This window comes from Streptomyces sp. YIM 121038 (genome assembly GCF_006088715.1).
Lineage (GTDB): Bacteria > Actinomycetota > Actinomycetes > Streptomycetales > Streptomycetaceae > Streptomyces.
In genome coordinates this window covers 6,182,845-6,202,567 of sequence record NZ_CP030771.1, presented here as the reverse complement: position 1 = coordinate 6,202,567, position 19,723 = coordinate 6,182,845, and the positions used below count along the sequence as shown (strand labels likewise).

General features: G+C 74.1%; 21 protein-coding genes. 7 read left to right on the top strand and 14 right to left on the bottom strand.

Annotated elements, in window-relative coordinates:
• Positions 1-44: 44 nt before the first annotated feature.
• A complete protein-coding gene (locus tag C9F11_RS26690) occupies positions 45-212 on the bottom strand; it encodes a DUF3117 domain-containing protein (RefSeq protein WP_003966491.1) in 168 nt (55 codons plus the stop codon).
• A 341-nt stretch (positions 213-553) separates the two neighbouring features.
• Here C9F11_RS26690 and C9F11_RS26685 point away from each other — a divergent pair, with 341 nt between their 5' ends.
• Positions 554-1,354 (top strand): enoyl-CoA hydratase-related protein, encoded by an 801-nt coding sequence (locus C9F11_RS26685; protein WP_138961629.1) that lies wholly within the window; start codon positions 554-556, stop codon positions 1,352-1,354.
• Here the strand turns inward: C9F11_RS26685 and C9F11_RS26680 are convergent.
• Together C9F11_RS26680 and C9F11_RS26675 are read right to left on the bottom strand one after the other, a co-directional pair.
• The gene (locus C9F11_RS26680) at positions 1,351-1,944 is read right to left on the bottom strand and encodes a DNA-3-methyladenine glycosylase I (RefSeq protein WP_138961628.1); all 594 of its coding nucleotides are present in this window, start codon (positions 1,942-1,944) and stop codon (positions 1,351-1,353) included. The two genes, C9F11_RS26685 and C9F11_RS26680, sit on opposite strands and share 4 nt — an antisense overlap.
• Positions 1,941-2,393, bottom strand: coding sequence for a DivIVA domain-containing protein (locus C9F11_RS26675; RefSeq protein ID WP_138961627.1), 453 nt, complete (start codon positions 2,391-2,393; stop codon positions 1,941-1,943). The genes C9F11_RS26680 and C9F11_RS26675 overlap by 4 nt, the downstream gene beginning before the upstream one ends.
• A gap of 160 nt (positions 2,394-2,553) precedes the next feature.
• Between C9F11_RS26675 and folP the strand changes: the two genes are divergently transcribed.
• Positions 2,554-3,414 carry a dihydropteroate synthase gene (folP, locus tag C9F11_RS26670; RefSeq protein ID WP_138961626.1) on the top strand — a complete coding sequence of 287 codons (861 nt, stop codon included), beginning with the start codon at positions 2,554-2,556 and terminating at the stop codon, positions 3,412-3,414.
• Between the two features lie 63 nt (positions 3,415-3,477).
• Here the strand turns inward: folP and C9F11_RS26665 are convergent, their stop codons facing one another.
• Entirely contained in the window at positions 3,478-4,230 is a 753-nt protein-coding gene (locus C9F11_RS26665; protein WP_138961625.1) for a TIGR00730 family Rossman fold protein, read from the bottom strand.
• A gap of 128 nt (positions 4,231-4,358) precedes the next feature.
• Positions 4,359-5,450 carry a succinyl-diaminopimelate desuccinylase gene (gene dapE, locus C9F11_RS26660; protein ID WP_138961624.1) on the bottom strand — a complete coding sequence of 364 codons (1,092 nt, stop codon included), beginning with the start codon at positions 5,448-5,450 and terminating at the stop codon, positions 4,359-4,361.
• Positions 5,451-5,576: 126 nt separating this feature from the next.
• Here dapE and C9F11_RS26655 point away from each other — a divergent pair, with 126 nt between their 5' ends.
• Both C9F11_RS26655 and C9F11_RS26650 read left to right on the top strand, forming a co-directional pair.
• On the top strand, positions 5,577-6,482 hold the full coding sequence (locus C9F11_RS26655; protein WP_138961623.1) for a heavy metal transporter: 906 nt from the start codon (positions 5,577-5,579) through the stop codon (positions 6,480-6,482).
• A gap of 300 nt (positions 6,483-6,782) precedes the next feature.
• Positions 6,783-7,181: an ATP-binding protein gene (locus C9F11_RS26650; RefSeq protein WP_138961622.1), complete on the top strand. Its 399-nt coding sequence runs from the start codon at positions 6,783-6,785 to the stop codon at positions 7,179-7,181.
• Positions 7,182-7,298: 117 nt separating this feature from the next.
• On the opposite strand, the gene C9F11_RS26645 is transcribed toward C9F11_RS26650, so the two are convergent.
• Positions 7,299-8,390, bottom strand: coding sequence for a bifunctional succinyldiaminopimelate transaminase/glutamate-prephenate aminotransferase (locus tag C9F11_RS26645; protein ID WP_138961621.1), 1,092 nt, complete (start codon positions 8,388-8,390; stop codon positions 7,299-7,301).
• Positions 8,391-8,488: 98 nt separating this feature from the next.
• Complete coding sequence (gene fdxA / locus C9F11_RS26640) at positions 8,489-8,809, bottom strand: ferredoxin (RefSeq protein WP_138961620.1); 321 nt, start codon at positions 8,807-8,809, stop codon at positions 8,489-8,491.
• Between the two features lie 143 nt (positions 8,810-8,952).
• On the opposite strand from fdxA, the gene C9F11_RS26635 reads away from it, so the two are divergent.
• From C9F11_RS26635 to C9F11_RS26625, 3 genes are all read left to right on the top strand, one after another.
• On the top strand, positions 8,953-9,963 hold the full coding sequence (locus C9F11_RS26635) for a GNAT family N-acetyltransferase (protein ID WP_138961619.1): 1,011 nt from the start codon (positions 8,953-8,955) through the stop codon (positions 9,961-9,963).
• A 201-nt stretch (positions 9,964-10,164) separates the two neighbouring features.
• Entirely contained in the window at positions 10,165-11,019 is an 855-nt protein-coding gene (locus tag C9F11_RS26630; RefSeq protein WP_138961618.1) for a transglutaminase-like domain-containing protein, read from the top strand.
• A 70-nt stretch (positions 11,020-11,089) separates the two neighbouring features.
• On the top strand, positions 11,090-11,968 hold the full coding sequence (locus C9F11_RS26625) for a transglutaminase family protein (protein ID WP_138961617.1): 879 nt from the start codon (positions 11,090-11,092) through the stop codon (positions 11,966-11,968).
• 18 nt (positions 11,969-11,986) lie between these two features.
• Here C9F11_RS26625 and C9F11_RS26620 read toward each other — a convergent pair whose 3' ends face one another.
• The 7 genes from C9F11_RS26620 to mshB all read right to left on the bottom strand — a co-directional run bounded on the left by C9F11_RS26620 (position 11,987) and on the right by mshB (position 19,718).
• Positions 11,987-12,649 carry a response regulator transcription factor gene (locus C9F11_RS26620; RefSeq protein ID WP_138961616.1) on the bottom strand — a complete coding sequence of 221 codons (663 nt, stop codon included), beginning with the start codon at positions 12,647-12,649 and terminating at the stop codon, positions 11,987-11,989.
• Positions 12,646-13,851, bottom strand: a complete 1,206-nt coding sequence (locus C9F11_RS26615; RefSeq protein WP_249402229.1) for a sensor histidine kinase — start codon at positions 13,849-13,851, stop codon at positions 12,646-12,648. Before C9F11_RS26615 ends, C9F11_RS26620 begins: the two co-directional genes overlap by 4 nt.
• Positions 13,852-13,883: 32 nt before the next feature.
• Positions 13,884-14,609: an ABC transporter permease gene (locus tag C9F11_RS26610; RefSeq protein ID WP_138967036.1), complete on the bottom strand. Its 726-nt coding sequence runs from the start codon at positions 14,607-14,609 to the stop codon at positions 13,884-13,886.
• Positions 14,610-14,875: 266 nt separating this feature from the next.
• Complete coding sequence (locus C9F11_RS26605) at positions 14,876-15,835, bottom strand: ABC transporter ATP-binding protein (RefSeq protein ID WP_138961615.1); 960 nt, start codon at positions 15,833-15,835, stop codon at positions 14,876-14,878.
• A 225-nt stretch (positions 15,836-16,060) separates the two neighbouring features.
• The gene (locus C9F11_RS47530) at positions 16,061-18,139 is read right to left on the bottom strand and encodes a hypothetical protein (protein ID WP_171075848.1); all 2,079 of its coding nucleotides are present in this window, start codon (positions 18,137-18,139) and stop codon (positions 16,061-16,063) included.
• A 140-nt stretch (positions 18,140-18,279) separates the two neighbouring features.
• On the bottom strand, positions 18,280-18,675 hold the full coding sequence (locus C9F11_RS26590) for a DUF6113 family protein (RefSeq protein WP_138967034.1): 396 nt from the start codon (positions 18,673-18,675) through the stop codon (positions 18,280-18,282).
• A 134-nt stretch (positions 18,676-18,809) separates the two neighbouring features.
• The gene (gene mshB / locus C9F11_RS26585; RefSeq protein WP_138961612.1) at positions 18,810-19,718 is read right to left on the bottom strand and encodes an N-acetyl-1-D-myo-inositol-2-amino-2-deoxy-alpha-D-glucopyranoside deacetylase; all 909 of its coding nucleotides are present in this window, start codon (positions 19,716-19,718) and stop codon (positions 18,810-18,812) included.
• Positions 19,719-19,723 lie beyond the last annotated feature (5 nt).

Below are 19,723 nucleotides of genomic sequence, written 5' to 3'. Positions count from 1 at the left end.
GTCGTACGATGCCGGGGCAGTGGAAAAGTGTGGGCGAATGCGCGTCAGCCGACGACCTTCTTCAGGGCGTCGCCGAGTGCGTCGGCCTCATCCGGGGTCAGTTCGACGACAAGTCGACCGCCGCCTTCGAGCGGAACGCGCATGACGATGCCCCGCCCCTCCTTGGTCACCTCGAGCGGGCCGTCGCCCGTCCGCGGCTTCATGGCCGCCATGCTCGTTCCCCTTCCTGAAACCAGCTTGTCGCAGCCGACAACCCAGGTGTCACCGGCATCGAACACATTGCTTCCAGGTCATTATCCCGCATGGCGGGACCCGATGACCAACATCGGTCGGCATCGCTTGCGCAACGCACGCCCGCAAAACCACTCAATTCGGCGATGTGACTGCAATACTTCGCCGCCCCAGGCGCTTCTTCCGCCTCTTGTTCTTTGACGCAGGTCACATCTCCGACGGCGTACCGGTGGCCGATGATCTAGGTCATGCTGGGCGCACCGAGGCCCAGGGACACACGCCCACAGGACCACCACACAGGACCAGCGGAGGGGACCCCACCATGGCCGACACCGTGCTCTACGAAGTGAGTGACGGGCTCGCGACGATCACGCTGAACCGCCCCGACGCGATGAACGCGATGAACACCGAGGCCAAGGTGGCCCTCCGGGACGCGGCGCGCGCGGCGGCGGCCGACCAGGAGGTGCGCGCGGTGCTGCTCACCGCGACCGGCCGCGCCTTCTGCGTGGGCCAGGACCTCAAGGAGCACATCGGGGTGCTCCAGGAGTCGCGCGCGACGGGCTCCGGGCAGACCATGAGCACGGTGCGCGACCACTACAACCCGATCGTGCGAGCGCTGACCGGCATGGCCAAGCCGGTCGTGGCGGGCGTCAACGGCGTGGCGGCCGGCGCGGGCTTCGGCTTCGCCCTCGCCGCCGACTACCGCGTGGTCGCGGACACCGCGTCGTTCACCACCTCCTTCGCCGGGGTCGCGCTGACCGCCGACTCGGGCGTGTCCTGGACGCTGTCCCGGCTCGTCGGCCAGAGCCGCGCCGCCGACCTGCTGCTCTTCCCGCGCAGCGTCAAGGCGCAGGAGGCGCTCGACCTGGGCATCGCGAACAAGGTCGTCCCGGCGGACGCCCTCGCCGAGGAGGCGCGCGCGGTGGCCCGCGCGCTGGCCGAGGGCCCGACCCTCGCGTACGGGGCGATCAAGGAGTCCCTCGCGTACGCCGCCGGGCACTCCCTGGACGAGACGCTGGACAAGGAGGACGAGCTGCAGACGAAGGCGGGTGCCTCCGAGGACCACGCCATCGCCGTGCAGGCCTTCCTCGACAAGGCCGCGCCCCGCTATCTGGGCCGCTAGCGGCCCGAGCCGCTCGCCTCGCGGGCCACGCAGTCCGCGAGGTGGTCGTTCACCAGGCCGCAGGCCTGCATCAGGGCGTAGGCCGTGGTGGGGCCGATGAAGCGCAGGCCGCGCTTCTTCAGGTCCTTGGCCAGGGCCGTGGACGCGTCGGTGACCGCGGGCACGTCGGCGAGCGTCCGCGGCGCCGGGCGGGCGGCGGCGTCCGGCGCGAACGACCAGATCAGGCGGTCGAGCTCGCCTTCGGGCCAGTCGGCGAGCACGCGCGCGTTGGCGAGGGTGGCGTCCACCTTCGCGCGGTTGCGGATGATGCCCTCGTCGGCCAGGAGTCGCTCGCGGTCGGTGTCCGTGAACTCCGCGACCGCGGCGATCTTGAAGCCGGAGAAGGCCGCGCGGAAGCCCTCCCGGCGGCGCAGGATCGTGATCCACGACAGGCCCGACTGGAAGGCCTCCAGGCAGAGGCGCTCGAACAGCGCGTCGTCCCCGTGGACCGGGCGGCCCCACTCCTCGTCGTGGTACGCCACGTAGTCCTCGGTGGACAGGCCCCAGGGGCAGCGCGGGGCGCCGTCCGGGCCGGGGATCGCGTCGCTCATCGGTCGTCCTCCGGTCGCTCGGCGTGGGGTGCCGCCGGGTCCTCGCCGTCCGGGACGCGGTCGCTCGGGCCGTGCTCCGCCGGGTCCGGGGCCGGGGCGGGGGGTCCCGCGTACGTCGTGAAGAGGCCGGGGCCGCCGACCGCGGTGGCCTGGGCGCCCGCGAGCGCCGTCTCCAGCTCGGCGATGCGGGCGTCCCGCTCGGCCAGCTCCGCGCCGAGGCGGTCCAGCGCCTCGTCGACGTCCACCATGCGGTAGCCGCGGACGGTCATGGGGAAGCGGACCGCCTCCACGTCCGCCCGGCGCAGCGGGCGGTCCGGCGGCAGCGGGTCAGCGAAGCGCTCCGGCGGCACGTCCGGCAGCGTGCCGCCCTCGGAGCCGCCGAGGACGGCCAGCGTCACCGCGGCGACCACCACCACGAGGGCGACGACCAGGAACAGGAACATGACCATCTGTGCGGGTCCCCACGCTCGGATGCCGACCGCGGCCGGTCGGCACGGAACTGTCTGGCTGTTGTCTGGCTCCGATCGTGCCATGCGCCTCTGACAGTTAAGGTCACAGGCGGCGACGGCCACGCGGTCGGCCGCGTAACGAAAGGGAGGCGCACAGCGGATGCTCAAGCTGGGCAGGCGCGTGTTCGAGGCGCATGAGCCGGTCATCATGGCGATCGTGAACCGGACCCCGGACTCCTTCTACGACCAGGGCGCCACGTTCCGCGACGAACCCGCGCTCGCGCGCGTGGAGCAGGCCGTGGCCGAGGGGGCCGCCATCATCGACATCGGCGGCGTCAAGGCCGGTCCCGGCGAGGAGGTGACCGCCGCGGAGGAGGCCCGCAGGACCGTCGGGTTCGTCGCCGAGGTGCGCCGGCGCTTCCCGGACGTCGTCATCAGCGTCGACACCTGGCGGCACGAGGTCGGCGAGGCCGTGTGCGACGTGGGCGCCGATCTGCTCAACGACGCGTGGGGCGGGGTCGACCCCAAGCTCGCGGAGGTCGCCGCGCGGTACGGGGTGGGGCTCGTGTGCACCCACGCGGGCGGCGCGGAGCCGCGGACCCGGCCGCACCGGGTGACGTACGAGGACGTGGTGGCCGACATCCTGCGCGTGACCGTCGGGCTCGCCGAGCGGGCCGTGGAGTTGGGGGTCCCCCGGGAGTCCGTGCTCATCGACCCCGGGCACGACTTCGGGAAGAACACGCGGCACTCCCTGGAGGCCACGCGGCGCCTCGGGGAGCTGGTGGACACCGGGTGGCCCGTGCTGGTGTCGCTGTCCAACAAGGACTTCGTCGGGGAGACCCTCGACCGTCCGCTCAAGGAGCGGGTGGTGGGGACGCTGGCCACGACCGCGGTGTCCGCGTGGCTCGGCGCGCAGGTGTACCGGGTCCACGAGGTGGCCGAGACGCGGCAGGTCGTCGACATGGTCGCCACGATCGCGGGGCACCGGCCTCCGGCGGTCGCCCGGCGGGGCCTGGCGTAGCCGCCCTGCCGCCGGGCGCCGGACGGGCCGCGCGCGGCCCGTCCGGCGCCCGGACCGCGGGAGCTAGCGGCCGACTTCCTTCGTCACCAGGCTGACCGCCTCGTCCACGTCGTCCGTCACGTGGAACAGGAGCAGGTCGTGCTCCGAGGCCTTGCCCTGGGCCACGACCGTGTCGCGGAGCCAGTCGACGAGGCCGCCCCAGTAGGCGGAGCCGAAGAGGACGATGGGGAAGCGGGTCACCTTGCGGGTCTGGACGAGGGTGAGCGCCTCGAAGAGCTCGTCGAGGGTGCCGAGCCCGCCGGGCAGGACCACGAACCCTTGCGCGTACTTCACGAACATCGTCTTGCGGACGAAGAAGTAGCGGAAGTTCACGCCGATGTCGACGTGCGGGTTGAGCCCCTGCTCGAAGGGCAGCTCGATGCCGAGCCCGACGGAGACGCCCTTCGCTTCGCGGGCCCCCTTGTTGGCGGCCTCCATCGCCCCGGGGCCGCCGCCGGTGATGACGGCGAAGCCCGCCTCCACGAGGGCCTTGCCGATGCGGACGCCCGCCTCGTACTCGGGGCTGTCGGGGCGGGTGCGGGCCGAGCCGAAGACGCTGATCGCGCTCGGGAGTTCGGCCAGGGCACCGAAGCCCTCGACGAACTCGGACTGGATGCGCATCACCCGCCAGGGGTCGGTGTGCACCCACGCCGAGTCGCCCCCCTCGGTGTCGAGGAGCCGCTGGTCGGTGGTGCCGGGCGTGATCTGTTCACGGCGCCGCACCACCGGCCCCAGGTGCTGTTCCTCCGGCGGACCCTGAGCTTCCGGACTGCCCATGAACATCCCCTTCCACTGACGGTCGCGGCGGGCCGGGTGGCCCCTGCCGCGCCCCACTTACTCGTTGTGCCACTTCAGCGTAGGTCTACGGGCGTTACGCGCGGCGTAATTCCACAAGGCGGCCGGGGTCAGGAGGTGAGCCAGGCGCGCAGCTTGGCCTCCGCCTCGGGGATCAGGGAGGCCTTGACCCGCTCGTCCACCTTGTGGGCGAGGAGCGGCTCACCGGGGCTGTAGTTGACGGCGGGCACGCCGAGGGCGCTGAAGCGGGCCACGTCGGTCCAGCCGTACTTGGGCCGGGCCTCGCCGCCGACGGCCGCGAGGAAGGCCTGCGCGGAGGGGTGCGTGAGGCCGGGGCGCGCGCCCCCCGTGTGGTCGTCGACGACGAACTCGTCGATCCCGCAGTCGGCGAAGTAGTCGCGGACGAAGGCCTCCGCCTCCTCGGGCGTGCGGTCGGGCGCGTAACGGAAGTTGACGACCACCGTGCAGGCGTCGGGGATGACGTTGGTCGCGACGCCGCCCTCGATGCCGACCGCGTTGAGGCCCTCGTGGTACTGGAGGCCGTCGACGACCGGCCGGCGCGCCTCGTACGCGGCCAGCTTCGCGAGGATCGGGGCGGCCGCGTGGATGGCGTTGGAGCCCATCCACGCGCGCGCGGAGTGTGCCCGCTCCCCCGTCGTCTTCAGGTGGACCCGCAGCGTGCCCTGGCAGCCGCCCTCGACCTGGTTGCCGGTCGGCTCCAGGAGCACCGCGAAGTCGCCCGCGAGCCAGTCGGGGTGGGCCTCGGCGACGTGCCCCAGGCCGTTGAGGTGCGCGGCGACCTCTTCGTTGTCGTAGAACACGAAGGTGAGGTCGCGGTTGGGCTCCGGCACGGTCTGGGCGATGCGCAGCTGGACCGCGACACCGGACTTCATGTCGCAGGTGCCGCAGCCCCACAGCACGCCGTCCTCGTCCAGGCGCGAGGGGACGTTCCCGGCGATCGGGACCGTGTCGATGTGCCCGGCCAGGACGACGCGCTCGGCGCGGCCCAGGTCCGTGCGGGCCACGACGTTGTTGCCGTGCCGGTCGACCGTCAGGTGCGGCAGGGCGCGCAGCGCGGTCTCGATGGCGTCCGCGAGCGCCTTCTCCTGGCCGCTGGGGGACGGGAAGTCGACGAGCGCGGCCGTCAGCGCGGCGGCGTCCATGGTGAGGTCGAGCGGCGGCTGCGCCGAGGTCTGATCCATGGCCTCGACCCTAACTCTCCGCCGCGGATCGCCTCCCTTTCCGTCCCGCCGCCCGGCGCCACGCCCGAACCGTCCCTCTCCGTGCCCGTGTCGGCACTGTCAGTCCGCTCCAGTACCTTGGTGCGCGTGTCCGAGCCGTCCCTCCTCGTCCGGCGCGGCCGCCTCCCGCGCGCCGGGGCGGCCCTCGCCGCGCTGCTCGCCGTCGTGGCCTACGTAGTGGTCCAGTACGTCTCCGGGAGCCGTTCCGACCCCCGGTGCACGGTCGTGTCGGGCAACGGCGACGGGGCGACGTACGAGATGAACGCGGAGCAGGCCGTCAACGCCGCGACCATCGCGGTCGTCGGCACCCGGCGCGGCATGCCCGAGCGCGCGGTGACGATCGCCCTCGCGACGGCCCTCCAGGAGTCGGGCCTGCGCAACATCCGCCACGGCGACCGGGATTCGCTCGGCCTGTTCCAGCAGCGGCCCTCGCAGGGCTGGGGCTCCCGGCGGCAGATCATGGACCCGGTGTACGCGTCGGTGCGGTTCTACGACCACCTCAAGGACGTGCCGGGCTATTCGCGCCTGCCCCTGACAGTCGCCGCGCAGCGCGTGCAGCGCAGCGGCTTCCCGCAGGCGTACGCGAAGCACGAGCCGGACGCGGCGCTGCTCGCCGCCGCGCTCACCGGGCGCACTCCGGCGACGCTCAGCTGCCAGGGCCTGCCGGGCATCGACCCGGGCGGCCCGCGGGAGGTGCGGCGGGCGCTCGCGCGGGACTTCGGGCGGGGCGTGCTGCCCGAAGGCACGCCCGCGCGCGGGCGCGTGGTGAGCGTCCCCGTCACCGAGGCGACCGCCGCCTCACCGGAAAGTGGCATTCCGCAGCGCGGCTGGGAGCTGGCGCACTGGGCCGTGGCCAACGCGACGGCACTGCACATCGAGCGGGTCGCGTACGGGGACCGGGAGTGGAACGCCGGGGATTCCGGTGATTCCGGGGATATGTGGCGCACGACCGGCGCGCGTACGCGTGAAGTCCGAATCGTCGCTGGGCAGTAGTGCGGAAGGGTCCCTCGAATGAGGGACGGCGATTGCTGCACGGAGACGCCCGTCAGGCCCTTTCGAACAGATGCGGCAGTCCGCTCAAATTCCTTGAGGACAAGGGGTGTTGAGCGGTCTTGACAGCATTTCCACGAATGGTGTTTGCCCGAATTTATCCGCAGCCGATAATGCGACGCATTGCCAACTCTTTACGTTGGCCCACCGCAACCTTCGCGAGCTTCGAGCGGTAGTCACTGCGTCCGGCGCCGGAGATCCTCCGGTCGGACACCTCACCGTCCTCTCCCGCTAAGGAGCACCATGTCCCTCCCCCTGACCCGCCGGATCGCCCGTGCCGCGCTGCTCGTCGCCGCGGCGGCGCCCGTGGTCGGTGCGGCCGGCTCCGCGAGCGCCGCCGACCTGCCGGACACGTCGAAGCTGGGCGGGCTCAGCGCCGTCGACCCGAGCAGCCTGGGCGACACGGTCGACGGCGCGACGCAGAAGGCCAGTGGCGTCGCGACGGAGGCCGGGAGCAAGGCCGTCAAGAAGGGTGTGCCGACCGCGGGCAAGGCGGTGGGCAAGGGCGCGAAGACGACGACGCCCGCCGCGAAGGGGGCCGCGGACGACGTGGCCGAGGGGGCCGGTGAGGTTCTCGGGGACGCGACGGGGAAGGGGCTGCCGACCGAGCAGCTGCCGGTGAAGAGCCTGCCGCTGGGCTGACCCTCCGGGTCCAGGTACGCGGAAGGGGTGCGGGGAGCTTGCAGCTCCCCGCACCCCTTCGCGTTGCCGGTTGCTCGCCGACCCGTTCCGCCCTCCGGGCGGACCAGCTGCCCACAGCTAGAGGCGGGACACCGCTGCCGCCACGCGTTCGTCCGTCGCCGTCATCGCCACGCGGACGAAGTGGGCGCCCGCCTCGCCGTAGAAGTCGCCGGGGGCCACCAGGATGCCGAGGGAGGCCAGATGGGCGACCGTGTCCCAGCAGGACTCGTCGCGGGTGGCCCACAGGTAGAGGCTCGCCTCGCTGTGCTCGATGCGGAAGCCGTGCCGGACCAGGGCCTCGCGCAGGGCGGTGCGGCGGGCCGCGTAGCGCTCGCGCTGTTCGTGGACGTGGGCGTCGTCCCCGAGGGCCGCGATCACCGCGGCCTGCGTCGGAGCGGAAGTCATCATTCCGCCGTGCTTGCGGATCTGCAGGAGGTCGCCCAGCACGGCGGCGTCCCCGGCGACGAACGCCGCGCGGTAGCCCGCGAGGTTCGAGCGCTTGGAGAGGGAGTGGACCGCCACGACGCCCTCGTACGAGCCGCCGCAGACGTCCGGGTGCAGGACCGACACCGGGTCGGCCTCCCAGCCGAGCTCCAGGTAGCACTCGTCGCTGACCAGCAGGACGCCGTGCTCGCGCGCCCAGGCCACGACCCGGGTCAGCTCGTCCTTTGACAGGACACGACCGGTCGGGTTGGAGGGCGAGTTGAGCCACAGGAGCTTGAGGTCCGTGGGGTCGAGCTCCAGCGGGTCCTCGTACGTGACGTACTCCGCGCGGGCCAGGCGCGCGCCGACCTCGTACGTCGGGTAGGCCAGGCGCGGGTGGGCGACCTTGTCGCCGGGGCCGAGGCCGAGCTGGGTGGGGAGCCAGGCGACGAGCTCCTTGGAGCCGACGATCGGCAGCACGTTGTGGTGGGTCAGGTCGCGGGCGCCGAGGCGCCGGGCGCACCAGCCGGTGATCGCGTCGCGCAGCTCGGGCGTGCCCCACACCGTGGGGTAGCCGGGCGAGTCGGCGGCCGCGACGAGCGCCTTCTGGATCAGCTCGGGCACCGGGTCGACGGGCGTGCCGACCGACAGGTCGACGATGCCGTCCGGGTGGGCCGCCGCCGTCTCCTTGTACGGTTCGAGCTTGTCCCAGGGGAACGTGGGAAGACGGTCCGAGACTGCTGACACGAGATGCGCTCCAGGCGGTGCGTGGGTCTTGTACAAACGCCCCGGTCCCGTACGGCGGACGTGGCCGTACGGGACCGGGGCGGCGCTTGAGCGGCCGCTTACTGGTTCTGCGGCGGCAGGCCTGCGACGAAGGGGTGGTCGCGCTCGATCAGACCGAGCTTGCTGGCACCACCCGGCGAGCCGAGCTCGTCGAAGAACTCGACGTTCGCCTTGTAGTAGTCCTTCCACTCCTCAGGAGTGTCGTCCTCGTAGAAGATCGCCTCGACCGGGCAGACCGGTTCGCAGGCTCCACAGTCGACGCATTCGTCCGGGTGGATGTACAAGGAGCGGTTGCCCTCGTAAATGCAGTCGACCGGGCACTCCTCGATGCACGCCTTGTCCTTGACGTCGACACAAGGCTGCGCGATGACGTAGGTCACGCTGTCGTTCCTCCTCGATACGGGCGCTGGCGGGCCGTCCTCAGGCTCCGCTCGCCTGGCGCGCGGGAGCGCGGCGTCGTCGATGCCCGCACCTAGTATCTCCGTTCCCGGGCAAGATCCGAACAGGAGGGGCGTACAGAGCTGTGGAATTCACTGCGGGCGGACGGCTCGAGGTCCGAATCACCCCTTCTGACGTGGGTAAACGCGTATCGGTTCGCCGCGTGGGCGAGGTGGACGCTCCGGGCTCCCGGTTCACGGACACGGTGGGCGTTCTCACATCGTGGAACGACGGTGTGTTGGTGATCACACGCAAGAGTGGCGAGGCTGTCCGGATTGCGGAGAGTGTCCTGGTCGCGGGCAAGGTCGTGCCGGCCGCGCCCGCGCGCCGCCGGGGACCCGCCGCGACGTACGAGGAGCTGGCGCGGGCGGGGGCGCGCGCCTGGCAGCCGCTGGAGAGCGAGCGCCTCGGCGCGTGGACGCTGCGGGCCGCCGCCGGATTCACCCGACGGGCCAACTCCGTGCTGCCGCTCGGCGATCCGGGCCGCCCCCTCGACGACGCGCTGACGTACGTGCGCAGTTGGTACGCGGACCGCGGCCTGCCCGCGTACGTGCAGACCGCGACCGGCGTCGACGACGCGCAGGAACGGCTCCGCGCGGAGCTCGAACGGCGCGGCTGGGCACGGGAGGTGACCACGCTGGTCCTGACCGGCGCGCTCGCCCCGGTCGGGGACCTGCCCGTGGACACCGGGCGGGTGACCCTGGCGCGCGGTGTCGACGAGGCGTGGCTGCGGCGGTACGGGCGGGCCGGGACGGCGGGACCACATGTGGTCCAGGTACTGACGAGCGGCCCCTCGGTGTGGTTCGCTTCCGTGCCCGGTGACGAGGGCGTGCCGGCGGCGATCGGGCGGTGCGTGGTCGACGGCCGGTGGGCGGGATTCATGGCGGTGGAGGTGGACCCCGCGCAGCGGCGGCGGGGCCTGGCCACGGCCGTGATGACGGCGCTCGCGCGGCGGGCGCTCGACGAGGGGGCGTCGGCCGCGTGGCTCCAGGCGGAGGAGGACAACGGCGGTGCGCGGGCGCTGTACGACGGGATGGGATTCTCCGTCCACCACCGTTACCACCACTACAGGCAGCCCGAGCGACCGGAGGCGTGAGCGACGACGGAAGGCCCGAGCGGCCGCGCCCGGGGGGCGAGGCGCCCGGGACCGGGCGCGACGGCGTTCCGGCCCCTCACGGATGGCGGCGTACGCGTTCGACCGGCGTACGCGTACGACGAAGACAGCACGGGAAGCAGCACCCCGGCACCACCCCTCGGCCCGGCGGGACGGGCCCACACAGAAACGACAGAGGCACGGATGCGCGCACAGCCCGCGAAGTCCAGTGAATGGCGGCGCAGATTCGCCGACGAGGCCAGGTCCGAGCGGCCCGACCTCTCCCTGCTGTGCCTGCTGCTGAGCGGGGAGGCGGACCCGGAGCTCGACGACGCGGGCATCGTGGCGGCGCAGATCGAGCTGGACACCCTCGCCGGGCAGCTCCCCTACCGGCCGGGCGGGGCGCGCGCGTGGGCGGCCGCGATGTCCGAGCTGCTCGGCGGGCGGCACGGCTTCCACGGCGCCGCCACGGACTACCAGCGCCTGGAGTCCTCGCTCCTGCACGAGGTGCTGCGGCACAAGCGGGGCCTGCCGATCCTGTTGTCCGTGGTGTGGATAGAGGTGGCCCGGCGTGCGGGCGCCCCGGTGTACGGCGTCGCGCTGCCCGGCCACTTCGTGGTGGGCTTCGGCAGTCCGGACGAGTACGGCGCGACGGAGCAGGTCCTTGCCGACCCGTTCAACGGCGGGCGGCTGCTGAGCCGCGAGGACGCGGAGCAGCTGGTCGCGCAGACCACGGGCGGCAAGCTCAACTCCTCGCTCCTGACGGCCGCGGCCCCGCTGAACATCATGCTGCGCATCCTCAACAACATCCGGGCCTGGGCCGCGGACCGCTCCGAGCGCTCCCACGTGGCGCTGTGGGCCCTCGAACTGTCGCTCCTGCTCCCCTCCCACCCGGCGCGGCTGCGCTACGAGCGGGCCCAGCTGCTCGTCGAGCGCGGTGACTTCCTGGAGGGGGCGCGGGGTCTCGACGAGTACGCCGAGGTCGTCGAGTCGATCGAGCCCACGACGGCGGAGCGGGTCCGGCTCCAGGCGCGCGCGGCCCGGGCGAAGCTCAACTGAGCGCTCGCGGGGCGGGGCCCGGGGGCGGCCGGCCCCGGTTGAGGCGCCCCCGGCCGGGCACCACCGTCCTATGCATCCGTGGCGTCGAGCCTTCGCGGTGGAGGCCAGGGCCGAGCGGCCCGACCTCGCGCTGCTGTGCCTGCTGATCGGCGCGGAGGCGGACCCCGCGCTCGACGGGGCGGGCATGGCGGCGGCGCGGCGCCAGCTGGACCTGCTCGCGCGGCTGCTGCCGCCGAGTCCGGGCGGGCCCCGCGCCTGGGCCGCCGCGCTCGCCGAACTGCTCGGCGGGCGCCTGGGGTTCGGCGGGCGGCCCGGTGACTACCAGCGCCTGGAGTCGGCCCTCCTCCACCGCGTCCTGCGGCGCCGACGCGGCCTGCCGATCCTGCTGTCCGTGCTGTGGATCGAGGTGGCCCGGCGGGCGGGCGCCCCGGTGTACGGCGTCGCGCTGCCCGGCCACTTCGTGGTCGCCTTCGGCAGCCCGGACGCCTGCCCGGACGAGGGCTGCGGCGCGTACGACTCCTGCGGCGGCCAGGGCGGGTGCGAGGAGCGCGTGCTCGCCGACCCGTTCGGCGGAGGGCGCCTACTGAGCTGTACGGAGGCGCGGCTCCTGGTTGCGGGCGCCACCGGGGCGCCGCTGGAACCGGCGATGCTGCGGCCCGCCGACCCGCGCGAGATCGTCCTGCGCGTCCTGAACAACGTCCGCGTCTGGGCCGCGGCCCGGCCCGAGCGCTCCGACGTCGCCCTGTGGGCCGTGGAGCTCGCGCTGCTGCTTCCAGGACCCGCGGACCGGCTGCACCACGACCGGGCCCAGCTCCTGGTCCAGCGCGGCGACTTCCGCACGGGCGCCGCCGAGCTGGAGACCTACGCCGACGCCCTCGCCCCGCGCGACGCGGCGGCGGCCGAGCGGGTGCGGCGGCAGGCGCGGGCGGCCCGGGCGCGGCTCAACTGAGCCCGGCCCGGCGGCAGGTCACAGCCAGCCCTTGTCCCGGGCGACCCGCACGGCCTCGGCGCGGTTGCGCGCGGCGAGCTTCTGGATGGCCGTCGACAGGTAGTTGCGGACCGTGCCCTGGGACAGGTGCAGGGCGGCGGCCAGCTCGGCGTTGGTGGAGCCGTCGGCGGCGGCGCGCAGGACCTCCCGCTCGCGGTCGGTCAGCGGGTTGGCGCCCTCGGCGAGGGCGGCCGCGGCCAGCGTGGGGTCGATGACGCGCTCGCCCGCGAGGACGCGGCGCACGGCGTCGGCGAGCTGGGCCGCGGGCGCGTCCTTCACCAGGAAGGCCACGGCCCCGGCCTCCATGGCGCTGCGCAGATAGCCGGGGCGGCCGAAGGTGGTGAGGACGACGACCTTCACCCCGGGCAGGGCGGCGCGCAGCTCCGCCGCCGCCTCGATGCCGGTGCGGCCCGGCATCTCGATGTCGAGGAGCGCCACGTCGACGGGGTGGGCGCGCGCGGCCGCGAGCACCTCGTCGCCGCGCGCCACCTGCGCCACGACCTCGATGTCCGGTTCCAGGCCGAGGAGCGCCGCGAGGGCCTCACGGACCATGGACTGGTCCTCGGCGAGCAGCACCCGGACGGGGCCGCCCGCCGGGGCGTCGGCTTCGCCGGGGTCTGCGGGGGTGTGCGTGCCGGTCATGCGGGTGATCCTAGAGCGGACGCCGCGGCCGCCCCCGCCGGGTCCGCCGCCAGCGGCACGCGCGCGGCGAGCCGGCAGCCGCGGCTGCCGCGCCCGCCGCCCGGGCCCACCTCCAGGACGCCGCCGACGGCCTCCAGGCGCTCGGTGAGACCGGTCAGGCCGTTGCCGTGGCCGGTGCCCGCCGTGAGGCCCACGCCGTCGTCCTCCACGGCCAGTTCGAGCACCGGGCCCGCGAGGGTCTGGCGGCGGGTGAGCGTGACCGCGCAGCGGCTCGCCCCGCTGTGCCGGACGACGTTCGTCACGGCCTCGCGCAGCGCCCAGGCGAGTGCGGCCTCCCGCTCCTCGTCGGGCGCCCGCGGGCCCTCGGGGACCTCCAGGGGGACGGCGGCCTCGACGCCCGCGGCGGTCAGCGCGGTGCGCGCCCCGGCGAGCTGGCCGGGCAGGGTGAGCCTGCGGTAGCCGGTGACCGCCTCGCGGACGTCCACCAGGGCCTGGCGGCTGACCTGCTCGATGTCGGCGACCTGCTGGGCGGCCCGGTCCGGGTGGTCGGGCAGCATCCGCCCGGCCAGCTCGCTCTTCAGCGTGATCAGCGACAGGGAGTGGCCGAGCAGGTCGTGCAGGTCGCGGGCCAGGCGCAGGCGCTCCTCGTTGGCGGCGAGCTGGGCGACCGTGGCACGGGCCTGGCGGAGCTGGACGGTCGTACGGATCAGATGGCGGACGCCGGTCATCGCGAAGCCGACGAGGAAGGTCGTCACGCCCAGGCCGGTGATCAGGTCCGCCGCGCCCACGCCCTGCGCGTACACGCCGATCGCCAGCATCGCCCCGGTGACGGCCGGGATCACCCACAGGGCCTGGCCCATCGGCAGGACCGCGCCCGCGGACACCGCGACGTACACCCACAGGCCGAGCCAGGCGGAGTCCATCCAGGCCGAGAGGGCGGCCGCGAGCAGCACGAGGGCCCCGTACGTGACGTACACCCAGCGCCAGCTGAGCACCCGCGTCGTGTACCGGAAGACCAGGGTGAGGTAACAGCCGACGAACGCGGCGAGGCCGAGCGAGCCGAGGACCGTCGCCGCCGTGGAGCGGCCGCCGTCGGCCAGGTCCTTCACCGGTGCCGCCATGAAGACCAGCCAGATGCCGATCCAGGCGGCCTTGGTGCGGGCCGCGCGGCGGTCCGTGGCGGGCCGCCCGAAGCTGTGCAGGGGGTGGCGGCGTTCCAGGTCCAGTGGTTCGTTCACGCCTTCAGTGTGTCCTTCCGGTACAGCCAGGCCGCGCCCGTGGCGAAGGCCGCGAAGTACGCGACGAGCAGGACGACGTCCTTGGCGTGCGGGGCGCCGCCCAGCTCGATGGCGCGGCCGAGCGCCGCGTACGCGTGCGTGGGCAGCCACTCGCCGAGGGTCTGGAGCCAGTGCGGGAAGGTCGTGGAGGGCATCCACAGGCCGCCGAGGACCGAGAGGGTGAAGTACAGGATCATCGCGATCGGGCGTGCCGTGTCGCTGGTGGCGAGGTAGCCGACGGCCACGCCGAGTGCGGCGAAGCACAGGCTGCCCGCCCAGATCGAGCCGGTCAGGGCCAGCCACTGCCAGGCGTCCAGGCGGACGTCCTTGACGGCGGCCCCGGCCGCGAAGACCACGAGGATCGAGGGCAGGCTGACGACGGCGGCGCTGGCCGTCTTGGCGAGCACGTAGCCGCGGCCGGGCAGGCTGGTCAGGCGCAGCTGGCGCACCCAGCCGCTCTCGCGCTCCTGGGCGATGCGCTCGCTGTTGCCCATCAGGACGGCGGTGAGCGCCCCGAAGGAGGCCATGGACACCATCAGGTACGCGGGCACGCTCAGGCCGCCGCTGTCGGGCATCTTGGCGTGGGCGTCCTGGCCGCCCGCGGTGATGAGGAAGAGCAGCGCGGGGAAGAGCACGGAGAAGAACAGGAACTTCCGGTTGCGCAGGGAGCGCTTGATCTCCAGCTTGACGAGGGCCGCGGAGGAGAAGCCCGCCGCGCCCCGCCGGGCGCCCGCCCGTGCCGCCGTCGTGTGCGTCGCTCGTGTCGCTTCCGTCGTGTGCGTCGCCGTGGTCACGTCGGTCTCCGTGCTCGTGTCGGTGTGCGGGGTGGCGCCCTGGTGCGGAGTGGTGCCCGTGTGTGGGGTGGTGTCGGTGCGCGAGGTAACGGAGGTGCGCGCCGTGGCGGAGGTACGCGCCGTGGCGGAGGTACGCGCGGTAGCGGAGGTGCCGGTCATGCCGCCTTCGCCTCCTCGGCCGCGGTGATCGCGACGAAGGCCTGCTCCAGACCGAGGCCCGCGACCTCCAGGTTGCGGGGGTAGACGCCGAGGCCGTACAGCGCGTGCACGGTGGCGTCGGCGTCGGTGGACTGCAGCCGGACCGTGCGCCCGGACACGTCGAGCGCGCTGACGTGCGGCAGGCGGCGCAGCCGCGCGGTCAGCTCGGCGCCGTCGGCGGCCAGCTCCGCCAGGTCGAAGCTGACCTTGCGGGCGCCCGCCCGCGCCTTGATCTCGGCGGCGGTGCCGTCGGCGAGGAGACGGCCGCGGTGCAGCACCAGGACGCGGTCCGCGATCGCGTCGGCCTCCTCCAGGTAGTGCGTGGCGAAGAGGACCGCGCGCCCCTGGTCGGCCTGCTCCCGCATGGTCGCCCAGAACGCCTGGCGGGCGCTGACGTCCATGCCCGTGGTCGGCTCGTCGAGGACGATCAGGTCGTTGGGCCCGGCGGTCGCGAGCGCGAACCGGACGCGCTGCTGCTGGCCGCCGGAGAGCCGGTTGACCTTGCGGTCGGCGATCTGGGTGATGCCCGCGTGCGCGAGGACGTCGTTCACGCGGTACGGCCGCGGGTGCAACGCGCAGGCGAGGCGGACCAGTTCGCGCACCGAGACCTCGTCCATGAGGCCGCCGCTCTGCAGCATCGCCCCGACGCGGCCCGCGGTGATCGCCTCGCGCGGGCCGGTGCCGAACACGCTGACCGTGCCGCTGTCCGGGCGGCGCAGACCGAGGAGCAGGTCGAGCGTGGACGACTTGCCCGCGCCGTTCGGCCCGAGCAGCGCCACCGTCTCACCGGGCCGCAGATCGAGGCTCAGGCCGTCGACGGCCCGTACGTCGCCGTAGGACTTGGTCACCGATTCGAACCGCACGGCACTCACCGGGGGTTCCGCGGGGCCGGCCGCGGTGGTCGCTGTCGTCGTCATGTGCACCATCGTCGCTGGTCAGAGCGGTGCGGTGGCAGTGTCGGGTGTGGTGACATCCGCATGACAGATGTCATGCGGGAGGGGTGACCGACGGCGCCGGGCCCCGGCGACAGCGCCCCGAAGGGGCGCGGGGCCGTGTCGATGTGCGGCTCCGCCGCGTGGGCGCGGCCAGCCGCGACGGGCCCGCAGTCAACCGACGGGCCCATCGCGGCACATCCAGCGAAGCTAGCTCGCGTTCGTCTCGATCACGCCGATGCGCTCCGCGGGCGTCTTGCCGCGCAGTGCCTTGCCCATGGCCTGGGCGACGTCCGTCGGCTGGACCGGCGTCTTCTTGCCGTTGCCGCGCTGGATCAGGACGCCGTCGAAGGTGCTGCCGTAGAGCGCCTTGAGCGCCTTGAGGTCGTACGTCTCGACGAGCTTGCCGTTCACGACCTTGACGCCGAGCACCTGCGGCAGCGACCGCGCGGGGCCGAGCGGGATGCCGCCACCGGTGCCCGCCTTGATCGTGACGTTGGCGGACATGGCGGGCTTGGCGAACTCCCGCATGAACCGGTCGACCTCGGCGTCCGAGACCGTCGGCCTGCGGTTCGTGACGGGCACCGCCACGCTGCCCGCGCTGCCGGTCTCGACCTGCTTCTTGTACGCCTGGGCGACCGCGCCCGAGGCCTTCTCGGCGTCGATGCCCTTGCCCGCCCTGCCGTGGACCGCGACGGCCTTGCCGGGCACGAACTTGACCGTGCCCTCCTTGGCGGTGCCGGAGCCGGAGCCGCCCGCGGCGCGCTCCAGGGCGGCCGCCAGCTTCTCCTCGTCGACGGGCATCTCCGGCTCGACGACGCGCTCGCCGCCGAACAGGCCGCCGATCACCGACACGGGGTTGTAGTCGCTGCCCGCGGCGGAGCGGACCGTGGCCTGGCTGTCGAGCGTGAGCCCCGCCTGGTCCGGCTTGAGGGTGAGCGTGTCGCCGCCGACCGTCAGCTTGAGCGGCTTGTTGACGCGCTCGCCGAGCGCCGCGTCGAGCTTCTTGACGGCCTCGTCGCGGGTGCCGCCGCCGATGTCGACGCCGAGGACGGTGGTGCCCTTCGGCACGTCCGCGTGGTTCATCAGGAGGCCCGCGCCGTACGCGCCGCAGCCGATGACCACGACGAGCCCGGCGAGCATGACCAGCTTGCTGCGGCCCTTCTTCTTCGCCTTCTTGGCCGCCGGGGCGGCCGGGGCCTTCTGCTGCGCGGGCTCGGGCAGCTTGGGCGGCGTGTGCGGCAGCGGCCCGTCGGGGGCGCCGGGCGCGAACGGCCCGTTCTGGGCGGGCGGGACGACCGGGATGCCGCTGTTGAGCGTGTCACCGGAGACGTTTCCTCCGGGCGCTCCGGGGACGCCGGGTGCTCCGGGGGCGCCGCCGGCGGGCGGCCGGGGGCCGCCGGGGCCGCCCGCGCCGGGCAGGGGCTTCTGCGGCGTGAGGATCGCGGTGTCGTCGCTGAGGCGGCCGGGGCCACCGGGGCCACCGGGGCCGCCGGGGCCCGCGGGGCCGCCCGCGAACGCGTCGGCACCGGTCCCGTACGGGCCGGGACCCGCCGCGTACGGGTCGGGCCCGGCCGGGGGCTCCGGCGTCAGCATCGGGCCGTCCCCGGTCACCGGTCCCCCGGTGGGCCCGGCGGGCCGGTCGTCGCCGGGGAAGTACGGGAGGTCGTCGCGCCGCGGCTCCCCGGCGGAGCCGAGCGGTCCGGCCGCCACGGCGGCGGACACGTCGTAGCCGCCCGTGCCGGAGTCACCCGAACCGGTGCCCGAAGAGGGAGACGGGCTCGCCGGAGTGGACGGACCCTTGGCCGGGGTCTTGCGCGGTGCGAACCAGTCGCTCGCGGGCTCCCCGCCGTCCTCGCCGGAAGCGGAACCTCCGGCGGGCCCCGTGGACGCCTGGGGAACGGCGCCGCCGTTCAGCGCCCCGCCGGGGGCGGGGACGGGCGCGCCGGGACCGGGCAGCGCCGAGGCGGCACCCGGACCGGAGCCGGTGTCGTCCGGACCGTGGGGCTCCGTGCCTCTGTCGCCGTCGGCGTCCCCGACCGGCGTGCGCATCACGACGGGCGGGATGGGCCGCGATCCGGGGATGTTGATCCGGATCCGGGTGGTCAGCGTGGTCTCGGTCTTCGGTTCGCCGGACCGCCGGTCGCCGGGCCCGAGCCCGGCGCCGTCCGCTGCGCCGTCCGGGCCGACGCCCTGAGCGGGCGAGCCGTACGGCGGCGTCCCCGACGGGTACGCGGCTCCCGCGCGCCCGTGAGGACCGGAGGACGAACTGTCAGTTTCACGACTCAAGGCAGGTTCTCCTGGTTGGCTCCGCCGCCCGTCTCGACCACTCGGGCGGCTCGGCGGCGCGCACCACCATACTGGCCGCCGTCGGCAGGCATCCCGTGACCGGCGTCAAACCCCTGCCGGGAACGGGCTCAAGTGGTACGTCACTTGCCAAGTCGGGCGTCGGACGCACCTGGTTGCGGCCGCTGTCCGAGCGTGGCACACATCACAGCCACGCCCATGCCGCCGAGCAGGAAGACATACGACCCGAGCCCGGCGCCGAACACGAAGTCGCCCTCCGGGCGGGTCGCCGTGAGCAGCATGACGGCGGCGAGCCACCCTCCGGCGGGCGCGAGGGCCCCGGCTCTGGTGCCGGTGGCGCGCGCGCCGCCGTAGAAGGCACCGGCGGCTCCGGCGAGCGCGAGCAGCAACCCGCCCGGGAACCAGCCCTGTTGGACGAGCGCCCCCGCGACCCCGACGAACGCGCCGAGCACGAAGAGCGCGACGTACGCCACCAGGCGGGCGGCGTTCAGCGGCTGGGCGAGGAAGCTGCCGGGCACGGCGGCGGCCGCCGCGCCGGAGCCGGCGGCCGGGGACGGCTTCGCGGGCTTGGCGGACTTGGCGGACGGCTTCGCCGCCTCGGCCGCGGACGAGGCCTTGGACCGCGCGCCCGACGAGGCCTTGGATCGCGTACTCACTGGTCCGCCCCTTCCGTGCCGAGCCCGGCGAACAGATCGGTCTCGCGCGCGCCGGGCGCCGCCCCCGATTCGCCCCGTACGAGCTCGTAGTACTCGGTGTCGAAGATCGGCTGGGCCAGGCCGTTCGACAGCGCGAACAGCGGCTCGCTCACGTCGATCTGCGTGGCGTGGGCCCGCATGGCCGCGGCCTTGGCGGCGGCGAAGGCGGGCCCGCCGGTCTCCGCGGTGATCCGCTCGTCGTCCGTGACGCCGGGCACGTCGGCCAGGGAGGCGACGGCCGTGAAGGGCGTGCCGGGGAGGGCCTCCGGGAGGCGTCCGAAGCGCTCCTCGACGACCGAGCGCGGCGCGCGGTTCCAGTAGATCTTGGCGATCGCGTGCGGCGCGCCCAGGTCGGTGCGGAAGCCGGGCTCGCCCGCCAGGTCCGCGGCGCGCATGGCGACGCGGTGGGCCTGGATGTGGTCGGGGTGGCCGTAGCCGCCGTCGGGGTCGTAGGTGACGAGCACCTGGGGCCGCACCTCGCGGATCACCGCGACGAGGTGCGCGGCGGCCTCGTCCAGGTCGGCGGCCCAGAAGGCGCCGGGGCGGTGGTTCTGTTCGAGGCCCATCATCCCGGAGTCGCGGTAGCGGCCCGCGCCGCCGAGGAAGCGGTGGTCGCCGACGCCGAGCTCCTTCATCGCGGCGGCCAGCTCACCGACGCGGTACGCGCCGAGCGTGTCCTCGCGGTCGGGGGCGAGGTGCGCGAGCTCCGCCGGGATGACCTCGCCCTCCTCGCCGAGCGTGCAGGTCACCAACGTGACACGGGCACCGGCGGCCGCGTACGCGGCCATCGTCGCGCCGTTGTTGATCGACTCGTCGTCGGGGTGCGCGTGCACGAGCAGCAGGCGCCGGGCGGGCAGTTCCGTCATGGGAA

Bases quoted from the DNA above. Each gene is read 5' to 3' on its own strand.
- C9F11_RS26690 (WP_003966491.1), bottom strand. From the start codon at position 212: ATGGCGGCCATGAAGCCGCGGACGGGCGACGGCCCGCTCGAGGTGACC.
- C9F11_RS26685 (WP_138961629.1), top strand. From the start codon at position 554: ATGGCCGACACCGTGCTCTACGAAGTGAGTGACGGGCTCGCGACGATC.
- C9F11_RS26680 (WP_138961628.1), bottom strand. From the start codon at position 1,944: ATGAGCGACGCGATCCCCGGCCCGGACGGCGCCCCGCGCTGCCCCTGG.
- C9F11_RS26675 (WP_138961627.1), bottom strand. From the start codon at position 2,393: ATGGTCATGTTCCTGTTCCTGGTCGTCGCCCTCGTGGTGGTGGTCGCC.
- folP (WP_138961626.1), top strand. From the start codon at position 2,554: ATGCTCAAGCTGGGCAGGCGCGTGTTCGAGGCGCATGAGCCGGTCATC.
- C9F11_RS26665 (WP_138961625.1), bottom strand. From the start codon at position 4,230: ATGGGCAGTCCGGAAGCTCAGGGTCCGCCGGAGGAACAGCACCTGGGG.
- dapE (WP_138961624.1), bottom strand. From the start codon at position 5,450: ATGGATCAGACCTCGGCGCAGCCGCCGCTCGACCTCACCATGGACGCC.
- C9F11_RS26650 (WP_138961622.1), top strand. From the start codon at position 6,783: ATGTCCCTCCCCCTGACCCGCCGGATCGCCCGTGCCGCGCTGCTCGTC.
- C9F11_RS26630 (WP_138961618.1), top strand. From the start codon at position 10,165: ATGCGCGCACAGCCCGCGAAGTCCAGTGAATGGCGGCGCAGATTCGCC.
- C9F11_RS26625 (WP_138961617.1), top strand. From the start codon at position 11,090: ATGCATCCGTGGCGTCGAGCCTTCGCGGTGGAGGCCAGGGCCGAGCGG.
- C9F11_RS26620 (WP_138961616.1), bottom strand. From the start codon at position 12,649: ATGACCGGCACGCACACCCCCGCAGACCCCGGCGAAGCCGACGCCCCG.
- C9F11_RS26605 (WP_138961615.1), bottom strand. From the start codon at position 15,835: ATGACGACGACAGCGACCACCGCGGCCGGCCCCGCGGAACCCCCGGTG.
- mshB (WP_138961612.1), bottom strand. From the start codon at position 19,718: ATGACGGAACTGCCCGCCCGGCGCCTGCTGCTCGTGCACGCGCACCCC.